Origin of the sequence: Streptomyces pinistramenti, from assembly GCF_020564935.1 — a bacterium.
Classification (GTDB): Bacteria; Actinomycetota; Actinomycetes; order Streptomycetales; family Streptomycetaceae; genus Streptomyces; species Streptomyces pinistramenti.
Genome location: NZ_JAJCXB010000014.1, coordinates 121,253 through 138,705 on the forward strand (window position 1 = coordinate 121,253; position 17,453 = coordinate 138,705).

Genomic DNA, 17,453 nt, shown 5'->3' on the forward strand with positions numbered 1-17,453 from the left:
AGCATGCCAACTGTCCTCATCATCGCCGCCCGCGACGACTGGCCTACCGACCGCGTCGTCAAAACCTTGGAGGAGCGCGGAGCGACTGTCTTCCGGATGGACGCAGCAGAGTTCCCCGAAGAAGCCGGCCTCTCCGCTCGCATCGATGACTCACACGCATGGGCCGGCGGCGTGGTCACCTCACACCGCGCGCTCGACCTCGCCGACGTCAGCGCCTGCTACTTCCGCGCGCCCAACCCGTTCCGCTTCGCCGAGGGCATGTCCGACGCCGAGCGACGGTTCGCCGCCGCACAGGCCCGCGCGGGATTCGGCGGCATCCTGACCGCACTGGACTGCCGATGGGTCAGCCACCCTTCGGCCATGTCCCGCGCCGAGTACAAGCCCTACCAGCTCGCCGCCGCCCGCGAGTGCGGCCTGCCCATCCCCCCGACCCTGATCACCAACCGAGCCGATGCCGTCCAGGCGTTCGCCGGCGACATCCCCGGGCCGATCATCTGTAAGCCCGTCGCAAGCCCCGTCTTCATCGAGGGCGACCAGCTCAAAACCGTGTACACGCGGGTCCTCACCGAGGACGACCTCGGCGACTTCACCGGCATCGAGACGACCGCCCACCTGTTCCAAGCGTGGGTGGACAAGGCGTATGAGGTACGTCTGACCATGGTTGGCGACCGACCGTTCGCGGCCGAGGTCCACTCGGACACCAAGGCCGGATACACGGACTGGCGCAGCGATTACAAGTCGCTCACCTACGAGCCGACCAAAGCGCCGGCAGACGTCATCGAGAAAGTACGCGCCTTGATGCGGCGGCTTGAACTGCGCTTCGGTGCCTTCGACTTCGTCGTATCACCCACCGGCGAATGGACGTTCTTGGAAGTGAACCCTTGCGGGCAATGGGACTGGATACAGCACGCCACCGGGCACCCCATCGCCGAAGGTATCGCCGACGAACTTCTAGGAGTCACCGAGTGAGCGCAACCCCTCTCGACGTCGCCGGCCCGCACCTGGCCGCGCTCGTCGAGCAACTGAAGAAGGCCGAGGCCATCCGGTCCGCGCGATGGGCCGAGGCGTTCGCTGCCGTACCGCGGCACGTGTTCGTGCCGTGCTGGTACGAGATGGAGACGAACGGCAAAGGCATCTCGGTATGGCGGATGCAGCACCCCATGCACGAGGGCAAGCTGCCGAAGGTCTACCGCGACATCACCCTCGTGACCGCGCTCGACCCCAGCACTGCCGAGAAGGTCGACGACGACGCATGGACCGGCGTACCCACCTCGTCCAGCACCCTGCCAAGCCTCATGGCGGGAATGCTGGAAGACCTGCATGTCCAGGACGGGCACCGCGTACTCGAAATCGGGACCGGCACCGGCTACAACGCCGCTCTGCTCTGCGCCCGCCTCGGCGAACACCTCGTGCACACGATCGACATCGACCCCAAGCTCGTCGCAGCCGCACAGACCCGTCTCGCAAAGATCGGCTACGAACCGCAGCTCGTACCCGGCGACGGCCAGGCCGGCTACCCCACAGGGGAGCGATTCGACCGCATCCTCGCCACGTGCTCAGTGCGTCGCCACCTGCCGGCCGCGTGGATCGAGCAGACGAACCCCGACGGAATCATCGTCGCCGACATCGCCCTCGGCATCGAGGGCGGACTAGTCCGGGTGTCCGTCGACGGCGACGGGCGAGCATACGGGCACTTCACCACGACATCCGGCCGGTTCATGGCCGCCCGGACCGACGCAAGCACCTACCCGGTACAGGAACGGGCACCGTACGCCGCGGAGACCGAGACCCGCCCCACCACGGTCACGGCCTCGGACATCCGGGCCAACTACCCCTTCCGTCTGCTGCTCGCGCTCGAACTGCCCGACGCTGAGATCGTCTACAACAGCGCCGACGACGGCACCATGTCACTCCAGTTCCAAAGGCCCGACGGCACATGGGCCCGCACGCCGCTCGCCGGCGACGCCAGCGTGACGTACGGCGGCGAGGCCGACCTTTGGCAGACGGTCGAGGCCGCATGGCAGTGGTGGAACGAGCAGAGCCGCCCGGCACAAGACCGGTTCGGGTACGCCCGTGAACCGGAGGGGACCGTGCGAATCTGGCACATCCCCACAGGACGACTCTGGACGCTCTGATCCCGGGACGTGATCAACTCGCTGCGGCGTCTCCGTGGTGATTACTCCCTACGGAGACGCCGCAGCGTTACCGCAGGTCAGTTCCCGCTCTTCTTCCCTTGAAGCTCTTCTGCCGCTTTGTGAGCAATACCGTCCAGGACGGAGGCGAGGAACGAGCCGATCTCCACTTCCCGATGCAGCATCCGTCCAGTATGCGGCGCGCGCCCGGTCGGGTGGTTCCGCCGGACCCAGGACCCGACGGGCCTGGCCCCTTCCCGGCGGGGGCCGCAGGCTGAGGCGCACCACCCGCCGAGCACGACCACCGGCGGCCTCTCCCCCGCAGAAGGAGCAAGCTCATGAAGCGCAGGATTCTCGGCGGCACCGGCATCTCGGTCAGCGAGTACGCGCTGGGCGCGATGATGCTCGGCGCCCTGGGCACCACCGACCACGACGAGGCCGTACGGATCGTGCACCGCGCGCTGGATGCCGGGATCAACTTCGTGGACACCGCCGACGTGTACGCGTCGGGCGAATCCGAGGAGATCGTCGGCAAGGCGCTGAAGGGGCGCCGCGACGAGGTCGTGCTGGCCACGAAGTTCCGCAGCTCGATGGGCCCGGACGCCAACCACGGCGGCGGCTCCCGCCGTTGGATCGTGCGGGCCGTGGAGGACAGCCTGCGGCGGCTCGGCACCGACCACCTCGACCTCTACCAGATGCACCGCCCGGACCCGGCCACCGATGTCGACGAGACGCTGGCCGCGCTCTCGGACCTGGTGCGGTCCGGCAAGGTGCGGGCCATCGGCAGCTCGACGTTCCCCGCCGAGCAGATCGTCGAGGCGCAGTGGACCGCCGAGCGCCGCGGCCACGTCCGCTTCCGCACCGAGCAGCCGCCGTACTCGATCCTGGCGCGGCAGGCCGAGGCCGCCGTGCTGCCGACCGCGCAGCGCTACGGCATGGGCGTACTGACCTGGGGGCCGCTCAGCGCGGGCTGGCTCTCGGGGCGTGCCCTGTCGGCCAGTTCGCGGGCCGGCATCGAGACGCAGAAGTTCGACCTCGCGCTCCCGGAGAACGCGCGCAAGGCGGAGGCGGTGGGCGCCCTGTCCGAGGTCGCGGCCGACGCGGGCCTGACCCTGCCGCATCTGGCGACCGCCTTCGTGCGCGCCCACCCCGCGGTCACGTCCGTGATCATCGGGCCGCGCACCATGGACCAGCTCGACAGCCTCCTGGACGGCGCGGACGTGATGCTCGGCGCGGACGTGCTCGACCGCATCGACGCGATCGTCCCGCCGGGCACCGACCTCAACCGCGCCGACAGCTACTACCTCCCGCCGGCCCTGACGGACCCGTCCCTGCGGCGGCGGTAACGGCTCCGCGGACCGAACGGCGGGGCGCCCAACACCTCTGGAAAGGGAGGCGGTTGGGCGCCCCGTTTCACGTTTTCGTCGCCTGGTCGTAGACGCCGACGATCCGTTCCAGGAACGCCACGACGACGGCCTGTTCCTCGGGCGAGAGGGTGTCGGCGGCTTCCGTGACGCCCTGGATGACGGGGACGACGTGCTCGAAGGCGGCGGCGCCCCAGTGGTCGTCGGGGGTGACGATCACCTTGCGGCGGTCGGTGGGGTGCGGCCCGCGGGTAGCGTGCCCGGCCGCGACGAGGCGGTCGATGACCAGGGTGGTGGCCGCGGTGGAGGCGTCCAGCCTGCGCGCGAGGTCGGTGGGGGTCGTCGGCCCGACGTTGACGAGGTGGTCCATCACCGCGAGGCCGGCCGCGTCCACGCCCATCTGTCTGCCGAGATACCGCTCGAACCGCTGCTGGCGCAGGGTCAGATTCCGCAGCTGCTCCCGGATGGGACCGCCGGCCGCGGTCGCGGGGTCCTGCGCGGGGCCGGGAGCGCCTTCCGGAGGGGGGGTGGCGGGCCGTTTGACATCCATGCGGCTCAGGCTACTCTCAATATTGCTAATAAAATTGGTAATCAATGAACTGAGGGAAAATGGCCCTGGGTACCGACCCGCCCGCCGCACCGCCCTACCGGTGGCGCTGGCTGATCCTGGTGGTGATGCTCGTCGCGGAGATCATGGATCTGCTGGACGCGTCGATCGTCAACGTGGCCGGGCCCGCACTGGAGGAATCCCTCGGCGCGGGCTCCGTCGGCCTCCAGTGGGTGATCGGCGGCTACGCCCTCACCCTGGGCGCCGGACTGGTCCTGGGCGGCCGGCTCGGCGACCGCTACGGACGCCGCCGGATGTTCCTGACCGGCCTCGCCGCCTTCACCGCCGCCTCCCTGCTGTGCGCGGCCGCACCGAACATCGAGTCGCTGATCGTCTTCCGGCTGCTTCAGGGCACCGCGGGCGCGATGCTGCTACCGCAGGGCCTCGGCCTGCTGCGGGAGAACTTCTCCGGGCCCGAACTCACCACGGTCTTCGGCATCTTCGGGCCCGTCCTGGGCCTGGGCGGCATCATCGGCCCGGTGCTGGGCGGCGGCCTCATCCAGGGCGACTTCTTCGGCCTGGGCTGGCGCCTGGTCTTCCTGGTCAACCTGCCGATCGGCATCGCCGCCCTGATCATCGCCGCGGTCTTCGTCCCCAGGAAGCCCGGCGATCCCGCCGTACGGATCGACGGCATCGGCGCGGCCCTGGTGGCGGCGGCCTGCGCCCTGCTGGTGCTGCCCCTCAACCAGGGCCAGGAGTCCGGCTGGCCGCTGTGGACCTGGCTGTGCCTGGCCGCGTCCGTCATCGGATTCGCCGCCTTCGCCGTCCGGCAGCGCCGTACCGCGGCCGCGGGCCGTGCACCGCTGGTGACGCCCGCACTGCTGCGCAAGCCCGCCTTCACCGTCGGGCTCGGCGGCATCGCGCTGTTCTTCGGCGGGCTGGTCGGCAGCCAGCTCGTGCTGACCCTCTACCTCCAGATCGGTCAGCACTTCACCGCGGGCCAGGCCGGTCTCGGCAACCTCCCACTGGCCGTGGGCACCGCGATCGGCGGCGCGGTCAGCGGGGCCGTGCTGGCGGAACGGATCGGCCGGGCGGTCCTCCAGGCCGGCCCGCTCGTCCAGCTCGGCGGTGCGGCCCTGCTCTGGTACGAACTCGACGGCACCGGCGGCCCCGCGTCCTTCTCCATCTGGGACGTGGCACCCGGCATCGCGGTCTCCGGCATCGGCGCGGGCCTGGTCATCGCCGCTCTCTTCAGCTTCGTCCTCGCCGCCGTCGACGACCACGAGATCGGCTCGGCGTCCGGCGTGCTGTCCGCCGTGCAGTCGGTCGGCGGCTCGCTCGGCGTGGCCGTCTTCGGCTCGGTCTTCTTCGGCCGGGTCAAAGGCGGCGACTTCACCGGCGGCTTCCACCACGCGCTGATCGTGCAGAGCTGCCTGCTGCTGGCCTTCCTCGCCCTCACCTTCCTGCTCCCCGAGAAGCCCCGCCCCGAAGCCGACCAACACACCACACCGGGCGCGGACGCACCCCGGGAGCCCACCGTCGTGTGACCCTCCGGCCGGCCGGTCTTCCCCAACTCCCCTCCTCTCCCTCTTCCTTCACCAGGAGCGCCATGTCCCACAGGACCGCCCTGATCGCCGGAGCGGGCATCGCAGGCCCCGCCCTCGCCTACTGGCTCCACCGTCACGACATGCCCGCCACCGTCGTCGAACGCGCCCCGGGACTGCGGGCGGGCGGACAGACCGTGGACCTGCGGGGTGCCGGACGCGCCGTCGCCCGCCGGATGGGGCTGGAGGCCGCGGTACGCGCCGCGAGCACCGGCGAGGCGGGCATCCGGTTCGTCGACGGCAGGGGCCGCACCCGCGCCGCGCTGCCCGCCGACGCCTTCGGCGGACAGGGTCCGGTCACCGAACTGGAGATCCTGCGCGGCGAGTTGTGCCGCCTCCTGCACGAGGCCACCCGCGAGCACACCGCGTACGTCTTCGGTGACGAGATCACCCACCTGCGCGACGACGGCGACCGCGTCCACGTCACCTTCCGGCACGCCGCCGACCGCGCCTTCGACCTCTTGATCGCCGCCGACGGCGCCGGCTCGCGCACCCGCGACCTGGTCTTCGGCGACACCACCCGCACCCGGCACCTCGGACTGTGCACCGCGTACCTGACCATTCCCCGCGAGCCCCGGGACGGCCGCTGGGCCCGCTGGCACAACGCCACCAGGGGCCGGACGGTGACCCTGCGCCCGGACAACCAGGGCACCACCCGCGCCCACCTGTCCTTCCTCTCACCGGACCACGGCTACGAGCGCCTCGAACCGGCCGCCCAGGTGCGGCTGTTGCGCCGGGTCTTCGCCGACGTCGGAGGCGAGGCACCCCGCGTGCTGGCCGCGCTGGACTCCGCGCCGGACCTCTACGTCGAATCCGTCGCGCAGGTCCTGATGCCCCGCTGGTCACACGGCCGCGTCGGCGTCCTCGGCGACGCGGCCCACTGCGCATCCCCGCTCAGCGGCATGGGCACCAGCCTCGCCTTCACCGGCGCCTACGTCCTCGCCGGCGAACTGGCCCGGCACGCCCACCACCGCGACGCGTTCGCCGCCTACGAATCCGCCCTGCGCCCCTACGTCGAACGCGCCCAGAAGCTGCCGCCCGGCGTCCCCCGCATCGCCACGCCGCGCACCCGGGCCGGCATCAGGACCCTCAACACGGTGCTGCGCGCCGCCGGGCACCCGCGCGTCAGCCGTGCGCTGGGCCGCTTCCTGGTCCCGCCCGCCGATACCTTCCCGCTGCCCGCCTACGGAGTGTGAGCCGCAGGCGGGAAGCGGGCGGGCCGACCGGTCAGCCGGTCTTCAGGACGGGCTGCCGCAGGTCGAACCAGGCGGCCAGGTCGAGGGTCCGCTCCAGGGTGGTGCGGTCCTGCGTGGAGACGGCCTCGTGGGCGGCCTGCGACGCGGCCCTGACCAGGTCGCGGTTGCACAGCTCAAGCGCCGGGTGGCCGGCGGCGAGCAGGTCGGCGGCCTGCGACTGGATGGCCGAGAGGTACGCCGGGTCGAACGTCCCGGGGTAGCCGCTCTTCTTGCGGTCCGCGACGGACTGCGGCAGCACGTCGCGGGTCGCCGCCCGCAGAATGCTCTTCTCCCGCCCGTCGAACGTCTTGAGCGCCCACGGGGTGTTGAAGACGTACTGGACGAGCCGGTGGTCGCAGAACGGCACCCGCACCTCCAGGCCGACGGCCATGCTCATCCGGTCCTTGCGGTCGAGCAGGGTCTGCACCATCCGCGTCAGGTGCAGATAGCAGACCTGCCGCATCCGCTTCTCCACCCCCGTCTCGCCGTCCTTGAGCGGCGCCTGCGCGACGGCGGTGAGGTAGTGGTCGTGGACGTAGGAGGACAGGTCGAGGGTGCGTGCCAGGCCCGCTTCGACCAGGCTCGACGGGTCGAAGAGCGCCTTCGAACCGGCCAGCCAGGGGAAGGTGTCGGCGTTGCTCCGCTCGTCGTGGAACCACGGGTAGCCGCCGAAGATCTCGTCGGCCGACTCACCGGAGAGCGCCACCGTGGACTGCTCGCGTACCGCCTTGAACAGCAGGTACAGCGAGTTGTCGCGGTCTCCGAGGCCGATCGGGAAGTCCCGCGCACCCACGGCGGCCCGGCGGACCTCCGGGTCGGACAGCTCCGCGCCGTCGAGGATGATGTCGCGGTGGTCGCACTGCACGTGCTCGGCGACCGCGTGCACGTACGGGGTGTCCTGCGACGGGCTGATGTCGACGGCCTGGAAGTTCTTCTCCTGGTCGGGGAAGTCGACGGCGAAGCTGCGGACCGTCTCGCCGACCGCGCCGAGCTGCTGGGCCGCTATCGCGGTCATGGCGGAGGAGTCCAGGCCGCCGGAGAGCAGCGTGCAGCGGGGGACGTCGGCGACCAGCTGCCGGGCGATGATGTCGTCCAGCAGCTCCCGCACGTGCGCCACGGTGGTCTGCCGGTCGTCCGTGTGCTCGCTGACCTGGAGCGACCAGTAGGCGTGCGTGCGGATGCCGGACCTGTCGACCACGGCGAGATGGCCCGGGAGCAGCTCGCGCATACCGTCCCAGATCGCGCTGCCGGGCGTCTTGGCGAAGGAGAACAGCTCGCGCAGTCCGTCCAGGCCGACGACCGGCGCGCACAGCGGGTTGGCGAGGATCGCCTTGGGCTCCGAGCCGAAGAGGACGCCGTCCTCGGTCTCGAAGTAGTAGAAGGGCTTGATGCCCATGCGGTCGCGGATCATGACGAGCCGGTCGGTCCTGGCGTCCCAAATGGCGAAGGCGTACATGCCGTTGAGCCGCTCGGCGAGCGATTCGCCCCACTCCAGGTAGCCGTGCAGCACGACCTCGGTGTCCGAATCGGTGGTGAACCGGTGCCCGCGGCGGCGGAGTTCATCGCGCAGCTCGGTGTAGTTGTACGCCTCGCCGGAGTAGACCATCGCGACCGGTCCGTCATCCGTCTCGACCTGCATCGGCTGGGCGCCGCCCGGCAGGTCGATGACGGCGAGCCGCCGGTGTCCTAACGCGGCGTGCCGGACCGTCCACGCGCCACGGGCGTCCGGGCCACGGCAGGCCATCGTCTCGGTCATGGTGTCGAGCACCTGCGTATGAGCAGTCAGGTTCCGCTGGTAGGCAACCCAGCCGGTGATACCGCACATAGCGATCAACCCCTCTTCATCGAGCGGATGGTTGTATCCACCATGAACTTGCCGCGGGGAGTTGGCTACGGCGCCTCGGGCGGCTGCCTCCGTTGCCTTTCTCACAGGTAAATTTGTGTTAATTTCGCGTTTCTTACCGCGACTCCCGAGGAAGCGTTCGGTTCCGTCACGGGCACCTCATGCGTCCCCTCCCGGGTCGACCCGGGAGGGGACGCAGACATCAGCCGCCTCCGTATGCCGCGCTATTCCGCCGCGGGGAGAAAGTACGGCTCAATACCGATGGCAGCCAGGTCGGTGCGCACCTTCTGCACGAATTCCCGGATGTTTGCCACGAGAACGTCCAGTTCGACGGGACGGGTCCATCTGCCGGGCTCCAGAACGGACCCCACCGCCCAGCCGTCCTGCCGCCGCTCGATACGCACCCAGCCGGGTTCGGCCGACATGGAGTCGAAGATGAATCCATCGGATTCGCCTGCCCCGTCGAGCCATTCCGTCAGGAGGTAGGCAAGTTCAGCCACCGGGAATCCCGGCTCGGACAGAATTTCCCGCCCCTCGTCGGCGAGGGTGAAATCGGCCTCAAGGCTGATGAGGAGTTCGGCCAGGAGAGGGCCGCTCAGTTCGTCCTGCCGAAGATTCTCGTAGGTGATCTCCATGTCATCCCTCGCGCTTCACGTTGATCGGGAAGTTGTTGATGACCCGGCCGTCATTGGACACCACGACCCTGATGCCCTCCTGGCCCTTCGTGCCGATGCGCCTCTTGAGATCGAGTTCGATCTTGAAGGTGTCGGGCGAGGGATTGGGCATGAATACCGCGTCCTCCGACTTGAGCGCCTCGACGATCCATTGCTGGACCTTCCCCTTGTCCGCGGTATCGTACTTCGCCGCGCGGGCCCAACCCTCGCCGCCGGCCAGGTGCTTGTCCTTGATGAAGAACTTCGAAGGGTCCTTCGCGGCCTTGAGCGCCGCTTCCGATGCGGTGGCTATCCTGCCGACCCGAGTCGACCTGGCCAGCACCTCGACACCCTCGATGACCTTTCCGGCCTTTTTGACCTTTCCGAAGGGCGTGACGGCGACGGCGAATGCGGCGCACCTGGCGACGGTGGGATCCTTGACGCACTCCTCCAGGTCGGTGAGCCCGAAGAAAAGGTCACCCACCATGGCAAGCTGCTGCTTGGCCTGCTCGGGAGAGGTTTCGATCAGATAGGCGCCGTCCAGCTGAAGACACCAGCCGACACCCGGCCCAGGGGCACAGGGAATTCCCTTTTTCTTCTTCTCCTCCTCCTTCTTCCGCTGTTCCTGGAGATATCGAGCGTCCTCGGCCGCTTCGGCGGCTTCCTCGCGACGCATCTCCTCGACGTCGCTCCAGGCGGCCGATGCCGCCTTCTTGGCCTCCTTGGAGTCCTTGCCCGCCTTCAGCGCGGATGCCCGTGCGTTGTCCGCCGCGTTGTGCGCCTCCCTGGCCGAATCCCGCGCGTATCCGGCGGAGAATTCCGCACCGGCGGCGGACGCCTCGGCGCTGCTCGCGTCGCGGTCGGCGGACGCTGCGGCGTTGCGGGCGGTCACCGCGGACTTGGCGGCCCGCGCGGCGGACGCCTCGGCGCTCTTGGCCGACGTATCGACGTCCGCGGCGTAACCGGCGGCCCGGTCGGCGGACTTCTTGGCCTCGCCCGCGGCCTTGCCGGCCGCCGCCTTGGCCTTGTTCGCGGTGGCCGCGGCCCCGGCCGCCTTCCAGGCGTTCTCCCGCGCCGTGGCCGCCGTCCGGGAGGCTTCGGCGATCAGCCGCCGCATCTGCGCGGTGTGGGTGTCGGCGAGCTGGTCCTTGCGGACGGCCGTGTACTGGCCTGCCTGGATGAAGGCGTGCAGCTGCTCCGGCGTGCCGGACAGCGCGATCTTCGCCGCGGCCTTGGCCTCCGGGCCGCCGGCGCCGGTGAGCTGGACGGCGCGGACCCGTTCGTCGGAGATCCGGGCCAGGTACCGGCCGCTGTCGAGGAAGGCGGCCAGCTTCTTGGCCGAACCGTCCTTGAGCGCGTCCTTGGCCGCTTCCTTGACGGCGGGACCGCCGACGCTGTTCGCCTGGACGGCGGCCAGCCGGTACCGGGCCTTCGCCGCCTCGTACCGGCCGTCGGCCAGGAAGTCGGCGAGCTGCCGGTCGTCGCCCTTGAGCGCCTTCGCGGCGGCCGTGCGGACGGTGTCGTAGGGGCTCTCGTAGGTGAGCTGCTCGACCTGCTGACGTGCGTCGTCCCGCGCGGCGCCCGCCCTGCCGGTACGGAGGTAGTCCAGCATCGCCGCGTCGGATCCGGCCAGCGCCCTGGCAGCGGCCTCCTGGCTCCAGGGGCCGCGGCTCTTCAGCACCCGGATCGCCAGCTTGCGGCCCTTGAGCGCCACGGCCGCGGTGTCCACGCCCTCCTTGTCCGCCTCGGTGGCGAGCCGCCCGGCCTCCTGGTCGAGTTCCCGGTCGTCCCGCAGGGTGTGCCCCAGGCCGACGGTGAACTCGTCGTCGGCCTTCTTGAGGTCCTTGGCCTGCTGGATCGCGTCGTGGGTACGGGAGTTGAGGTCCTCCGCCTCGGTCTCGCGGGCGATCTCGTACACCGACTTGGCGGCCTTGACTGCGGTGTCGGCCGCGTCGGCCGCCTTCTTCGCCTCGCCGGCCTGCTTGCCGGCCTCCGCCGCGGCGCCTGCCGCCTCGCCCGCGTGCTGCGCGGCCCTGTCGGCCTCGTCCGCCGCGCTCTGCGCGTGCCGGGCCGCCGACCTGGCGGCGTCGCGCGCCTCGAAGGCCGCCTGCGCGGACCTGTCGGCCAGCGCCTGGGACGCTCCGGCCGCGCGCCTGGCCTCGTTGGCGTGGCGGCGGGCCTGGACGGCCGCGTTCCGCGCCTCGCCCGAGTGCGCGCCCGCGGAGGCGGCGAACCCGTCGGCCTGCTCCGCCGCGTCGGCGGCCGCGTCGGCGTTCCCCGCGGCGCTGCGGGCCGCACTCGCCGCCTTGCCCGCCTCCTTCGACGCGGTACCGGCCGAACCCGCGGCCTGGGCCGCATCGTTGGCGCCCTTGACCGCGGCCCGCGCGATCTGCGCGGCCTTCTTCGCGTCGGCCGCCTTGCCCGCGTCGCCCGCTGCCGCGATGGCCGCGTTGCGTGCCCGGGACGCGGCGTCGGCCGCGGCGGCCGCCGCCTGGGCCGCACGGGCGGCGGCGTCGGCCGCGAGGCGGGCCGCGTGGTTGGCGGCGTTCGCGGCACCGATGGCCTGCCTGGCCGCCGTCGCCGCGCCGCGCGCCGCGTCCGCCGCCCGGCCGGCCGCGTCGGCGGCCCGTCGCGCGTCCTTCCCGGCCGCCTCGGTCTCGGTGGCCGCGGTGCGCGCGGCCTCCTTGGCGAGTTCGGAGGCCGCCACCGCGCGGTCCGACGCCGCGGTGGCCGCGTCGGTCGACTTCTTGGCCAGCGCCCCGGCCGCCTTGGCCTGGAGGGCCAGTTGCGCGACCGTGGCCCGCTCCTGGTCCCGGGCGGCGGCCACGTCCTGGCCCACGTCCAGGAACTCCCGGATGTCGTCGGGCGACCCCTTGAGCGCGACCTTCGCGGCTTCCCTGGTGGCGGGCCCGCCCACGCTCAGGATCTGGACGACCTGTACCCGCTCGTCCTGCTCCCGGGCGCCGTACCGCCCGTCCTCCAGGAACGTACGGACGGCATCCGGCGACTTCTTCAGCGCGGCCTTGCCCGCTTCCTGGACGGCCGGGCCGCCGACGCTGACGGCCTGGACGGCCTGTACCCGCTGGTCCTGCTCCAGCGGCCCCTTCCAGCCGTCCTTGAGGAAGGCGTTCAGGTCCTCACGGCGCCGGCTCTTCAGCGCCTTCTTCGCGGCCTCACGCACCGCACCGCCGCCGATGGAGACCATCTGCACGGCCGCGATGCGGTCGTCGTGGTACTCGGCGAGACTCTGCTCTCCGTCCAGGAAGCGGCGCACATCCGCGTCGTCCCCCAGGAGGGCGGCCTCCGCCGCGGCCTTGACTCCAGGGCCGCCCTGCTGCCACAGCTCCACGACCCGGCCGCGGTCGGTCCGCGGCATCCCGCCGCCGTCACCGCCGTTCCCTTCCCCGTCGCCGGCCGCGAATGCGGGATTCATTCCGGGCGCGGACGCCACGACCGCCAGCGGGAGCAGAGTCACCACTGCGGTACGTATACCGCGCGACCATCTCCCCCTCGCTCCGTACGAATGGACTCTTCGTCTCACGAAGCAGACACCTCTTGCCAGTTATGCATGGCCGACTTTCGGCGACGGGAGCATAACTGCCGCATCCGGCATACAGAGAAAGGGAGTTGAGGCCGTCGGACAGCGGCCGAATGCCGCACGCGAAGACGATGCACCGCCGCCATCTGCCCTGTCAGACCGCGCCTCCCGCAAAGGGGTTGCACACCGCATTAATGACGTAACTTACTCGTTATAAAAGCCTCTTGATTAACCCTCACTCTTTTCCTGGTGATACGTTCGCTGCTCGCCATTCGGCTGTTTCCCTCTGCGGTCGACACGAGTCGCCGCAGCATCCCTGGAAGGATTCTCTGGTGATACCTCGCGTGCGCAAGACGCTGATCGCCGGCGTTATCGGTGCCGTCACCGCCGTCGCCGGGGCCTCCGCCTTCGCCGTCGCCGAGGCCGCCCCGCAGCGCACCGACAGCGCCGCACGGCAGGCCGCCGCCACCCCGCCGCCCGCCGTGGAGGACTTCGGCTACCCGGAAGCGGACCGGATTCTCAAGGAATCCGGCCTGAAACTCCTCAAGGGCGACGGCCATATCCTGCTGGCCGACTGCGACGCGTCCCCCGACTTCGACGTCATGGCCGAGAAGGCGAATCACACGCCCGTCAACCACTGCTTCAAGGTCACCGGGAAGACGGGCTATCTCAGCCTGGAAATCCCTAAGATCAACAGCATTTGGGAGAACGCAGGGCACGCCGCGCGGGCCACCGTCAGCACCGAGGGAAAGACCAAGACCGTCGCCCTCAAGAAGAACGACATCACGCCGCTCGGCGAGGGCGATCTGAGCACCGGCGGCAAGGAAGCCACCCTGCTCGAACTCCGCGTCACCGGCTGACACCCGCATTCCGCGCAGCGCACCGAAGAATCCCGTTCGAAGGAAAGAAAAACATGTCTGGCATACGTCCCCGCGCAGCGTGGGTGACAGCAATGGTGGCTGCCGCGGTCGCGGGCGGCGCACTGACCGCCGCTCCGGCACAGGCCGTCGCCGGCCCGGCCGCCACGGACGGGGCGTACGCCTTCGCCGCGCAGCTCGACATCGGTGCGGGCAAGCGCAGTTGCTCGGGCTCGCTGGTCGACAAGCAGTGGGTGCTCACCGCCGCCAGCTGCTTCGCCGACGCCCCCGCCCGGGGCTTCAAGATCGCCGAAGGCGCGCCGAAGTGGAAGACGAAGGCGACCGTCGGGCGCACCGGCCCGACCGGCTCGGCCGGGACCGTCGCGGACGTCGTCGAGCTGGTGCCCTACGCGGGCCGCGACCTGGTGATGGCCAAACTGGCGTCGCCGGTCTCCGGCGTCACCCCGGTGGCCGTCGGGAACGCCGCGCCCGCCCCGGGCGACAGGCTGAACGTCGTGGGGTTCGGCCGGACGAAGAGCCAGTGGGTGCCCGGCACGCTGCACCGCGCCGCGTTCACGGTGGACTCCGTGCAGAGCGCGTCGGTGGGCCTGAGCGGCGTGGGCACGGCTGCCGTCTGCAAGGGCGACACCGGTGGCCCGGCGCTGCGGGAGACCGCGGGCGGGCCTGAGCTGGCCGCCGTCAACAGCACGTCCTGGCAGGGCGGTTGCCTGGGCACCGACCCGTCCGAGACGCGTACCGGCGCCGTCGACACCCGGGTCGACGACCTCGGCACCTGGGTGCAGAAGGTCAGCTACCGCACCGTCTTCCCCCGCTCCCCCTGGGACAAGGCCACGCACATCGCCTCGGGCTACTTCACCGGCGGCTCGGCCGGCGGCGCCCGCCACATGGACATGATCGTGCGCTGGATCGACGGCGAGGTCACCCTCTACCAGGGCGCGGACGACAAGGACGCGAAGCACCCCTTCAGCGCCGAGATCCAGCTCGCGAAGGCCAAGTCCACCTGGCAGTACGCCCAGCAGATCACCGGCGCGAGCTTCGGCGGCGGCTCCGACGGCCTGGTGGTGCGCTGGATCGACGGTGAGCTGACCCAGTACACGCACGTGGACGCCAAGGGCTTCCACGGCGAGAAGAAGCTCGCCCCCGCGAAGAACAAGACCTGGCCGTACGCGAAGCAGATCACCGCGGGCAGGTACACGGCCAACGCGCAGCGCGACGACCTGATCGTCACCTGGGCGGACGGCGAGGTGTCCCTCTACACCGACCTGAACACCAAGGGCATCGGCGCCGAGAAGAACCTGGCCAAGGCCAAGAACAAGACCTGGCCGCACGCCACCCAGATCAGCTCGGGCGAGTTCACCGGCAAGAAGACCGCGGACCTCCTGGTGCGCTGGTCCGACGGCGAGGTCACGGTCTACCCCGGCGTCGACACCGCAGGCTTCCACGGCGAGCAGCGGATCCGTCCGGCCAAGTCCCCGTGGACCAAGGCAACGGTGGTCACCACCGGCGCGTTCGTCGCCAACCAGCGCCCCGACGACGTCCTGGTCCGCTGGGAAACCGGCAAGCTCGCCCTCTACGCGGGCGTCGACGCAGGCGGAACGCACGGCGAGACGACCCTGGCCGGCTGACCGCCCGCACCCCCGGGGGCCGGTCCACCACCACCGGCCCCCGCCGCCCCCCCCACCGCACCCACGCGCCCACAGAACACGGCTACGGAACACCCCCCATGCGACGAATACTCCGGCTGCGCGCCGCCACCCTCGGCGCATGCGCCTCCCTCGCCCTCACCACCCCGGCGGCCGCCGCCCCGCAGCCGGACTCCGGCCACGACGGCGCCCCCCACACCTCCGCTCCGGCCGGCCCGCCGTCCACGCCCTCCCCGGCGGTGACGCAGGACCAGATCCACAAGGCGCGGGAGACCGAGCGCTACTGGACGCCCGAACGCATCGACGCCGCCGTCCCGCTGGACGCACCGCAGGCGGACGGCAAGGGCGCCGACGGCACGGACGAACAGCCCGCGCCGGGCGCACGGCGCAAGCGGTCTCTGGCGGAACCCAGCCACCCGAGGGACACAGGCATCGCCACGGTCGGCGTCTTCCTGATCCGCGGGGCCGACGGCGCGGCCACCCCGAACCAGTTCTGCAGCGCCAGTGCCGTCGCCTCCCCCACCAAGAGCCTGGTCATCACCGCGGCGCACTGCCTCAAGGGCGACCGGCGCAACCGCGACATCGCCTTCGTACCCGGCTACCGCGCCGGGGCGTCGAAGGCGGGCGGCACCGGCGAGACGCCGTACGGCATCTTCCCGGTGCAGCCCGGCAAGATCTGGACCGACAAGCGCTATCTCCAGTCGCCCGCCGACGACGACGTCGACTTCGCCTTCCTCCGCGTCGGCCCCAACTCCGACGGCAAGCTGCTGGAGGACGCCACAGGACCCGGCAACCGCCTCACCGCCGTCCCCGCAGCGCAGCTCGCGCGCAAGGACGTGACGGTCGCCGGGTATCCGGGCGGCCGCAAGACCCCGTTGCAGTGCACGAACGACACCCGCGCCTTCCAGGGCCGGTTCATGGAAATCCAGTGCGACGCGTTCCGCGCGGGGGTCAGCGGCGGCCCGTTCCTGGAGCACTTCGACGGCGACCGCGGCGACCTCGTCGGCGTCATCGGCGGCTACAAGACCGGCGGCCTGTACGACCACACCTCGTACGCCTCACAGTTCGACGACGACGTCTTCCGCCTCTACGACCAGGCGGTGAACGACACGGCCCCGGACCTCCCCAACCCCATGGGCAACGCCTCCACATGGAAGAACGCCCGGGTCATGACCGCAGGCCGCTTCCACACCGACTCGGTACGCAACGGCACCGATGACCTCATCGTGCGCTGGTCCGACGGCGAGGTCTCCCTCTACCCGGGCGACGGCGCCTACGGCTTCCGCAAGGACGTCCGGCTGACCCCGGCGAACGAGACCTGGAAGCACGCGGCGGCCATCACCGCGGGCGACTTCACCGGTGACCACACCTACGACCTGCTCGTCCGCTGGAACGGCGGCTCGCTGACGCTCTACAAGGACGTCAACGAAACCAACAAGCTCCGTAACGCGATCAAGCTCCAGCCGGCCAGCACCACGTGGAAGCACGCCGAGGGCATGACCACCGGCCGCTTCGGCGGCGCCACGTCCCGCGCCGACGACCTCGTGGTCCGCTGGTCCGACGGCGAGGTCACCCTCTACCCCGACGTCGACGCCAAGGGCCTGCACGCCGAAAAGCAGCTCGCCAAGCCCAACAAGACCTGGACCTACGCCCGCGACCTCACCGCAGGCGACTTCGGCACCGGCACCGGCGGCCAGGACCTGTTCGTCCGCTGGACCGACGGCGAGGTCAGCGTCTACGCGGACCTCGCCGGCAAGGGCCTGGCCTCCGAACACCGCCTCCGCCCGGCCAAGTCCGCCTGGCGCTACGGCTCCCTCTCCACCGCCGGCACCTTCGGCGGCAACACCCGCCAGGACGACATCGTCACCCTCTGGCCCGGCAGCGGAAAACTCACCATGAACACCGGCACCACCCTCACGTCCCTGGCGGGCGAACGGACGCTGGTACCGACGAGCTGACGCCGCTCCGCGCACCATGCGCCCGGCATGAAGTGCGCCCCCCCCGCGGGCGGCGCAC

The 17,453-nt window shown here is 70.9% G+C and carries 12 protein-coding genes; 8 read left to right on the plus strand and 4 right to left on the minus strand.

Translation table 11 applies throughout. From position 1 onward, the window contains the following. Positions 1-3: 3 nt before the first annotated feature. The 3 genes from tgmB to LIU39_RS13105 all read left to right on the plus strand — a co-directional run bounded on the left by tgmB (position 4) and on the right by LIU39_RS13105 (position 3,478). Positions 4-969, plus strand: coding sequence for an ATP-grasp ribosomal peptide maturase (gene tgmB / locus LIU39_RS13095; RefSeq protein ID WP_227046835.1), 966 nt, complete (start codon positions 4-6; stop codon positions 967-969). After that, complete coding sequence (locus LIU39_RS13100; RefSeq protein WP_227046836.1) at positions 966-2,135, plus strand: methyltransferase domain-containing protein; 1,170 nt, start codon at positions 966-968, stop codon at positions 2,133-2,135. The genes tgmB and LIU39_RS13100 overlap by 4 nt, the downstream gene beginning before the upstream one ends. Before the next feature lie 335 nt (positions 2,136-2,470). Continuing rightward, entirely contained in the window at positions 2,471-3,478 is a 1,008-nt protein-coding gene (locus LIU39_RS13105) for an aldo/keto reductase (RefSeq protein WP_227046837.1), read from the plus strand. A 67-nt stretch (positions 3,479-3,545) separates the two neighbouring features. Here LIU39_RS13105 and LIU39_RS13110 read toward each other — a convergent pair whose 3' ends face one another. Then, the gene (locus tag LIU39_RS13110; protein WP_227046838.1) at positions 3,546-4,046 is read right to left on the minus strand and encodes a MarR family winged helix-turn-helix transcriptional regulator; all 501 of its coding nucleotides are present in this window, start codon (positions 4,044-4,046) and stop codon (positions 3,546-3,548) included. A 59-nt stretch (positions 4,047-4,105) separates the two neighbouring features. On the opposite strand from LIU39_RS13110, the gene LIU39_RS13115 reads away from it, so the two are divergent. Together LIU39_RS13115 and LIU39_RS13120 are read left to right on the plus strand one after the other, a co-directional pair. Continuing rightward, positions 4,106-5,590 carry an MFS transporter gene (locus LIU39_RS13115; protein ID WP_227046839.1) on the plus strand — a complete coding sequence of 495 codons (1,485 nt, stop codon included), beginning with the start codon at positions 4,106-4,108 and terminating at the stop codon, positions 5,588-5,590. A gap of 62 nt (positions 5,591-5,652) precedes the next feature. Continuing rightward, entirely contained in the window at positions 5,653-6,843 is a 1,191-nt protein-coding gene (locus LIU39_RS13120; RefSeq protein ID WP_227046840.1) for an FAD-dependent monooxygenase, read from the plus strand. Positions 6,844-6,874: 31 nt separating this feature from the next. Here LIU39_RS13120 and asnB read toward each other — a convergent pair whose 3' ends face one another. From asnB to LIU39_RS13135, 3 genes are all read right to left on the minus strand, one after another. Then, entirely contained in the window at positions 6,875-8,707 is a 1,833-nt protein-coding gene (gene asnB / locus LIU39_RS13125) for an asparagine synthase (glutamine-hydrolyzing) (protein WP_227046841.1), read from the minus strand. 242 nt (positions 8,708-8,949) lie between these two features. Further along, a complete protein-coding gene (locus LIU39_RS13130) occupies positions 8,950-9,360 on the minus strand; it encodes a DUF7878 domain-containing protein (protein ID WP_227046842.1) in 411 nt (136 codons plus the stop codon). A 1-nt stretch (position 9,361) separates the two neighbouring features. Continuing rightward, positions 9,362-12,856: an ALF repeat-containing protein gene (locus LIU39_RS13135; RefSeq protein ID WP_227046843.1), complete on the minus strand. Its 3,495-nt coding sequence runs from the start codon at positions 12,854-12,856 to the stop codon at positions 9,362-9,364. Between the two features lie 392 nt (positions 12,857-13,248). Between LIU39_RS13135 and LIU39_RS13140 the strand changes: the two genes are divergently transcribed. From LIU39_RS13140 to LIU39_RS13150, 3 genes are all read left to right on the plus strand, one after another. Further along, positions 13,249-13,776, plus strand: coding sequence for a hypothetical protein (locus LIU39_RS13140; RefSeq protein WP_227046844.1), 528 nt, complete (start codon positions 13,249-13,251; stop codon positions 13,774-13,776). 53 nt (positions 13,777-13,829) lie between these two features. Continuing rightward, a complete protein-coding gene (locus LIU39_RS13145) occupies positions 13,830-15,419 on the plus strand; it encodes a S1 family peptidase (protein WP_227046845.1) in 1,590 nt (529 codons plus the stop codon). A 98-nt stretch (positions 15,420-15,517) separates the two neighbouring features. Further along, positions 15,518-17,395: a trypsin-like serine peptidase gene (locus LIU39_RS13150; protein ID WP_227046846.1), complete on the plus strand. Its 1,878-nt coding sequence runs from the start codon at positions 15,518-15,520 to the stop codon at positions 17,393-17,395. Positions 17,396-17,453: the final 58 nt, after the last annotated feature.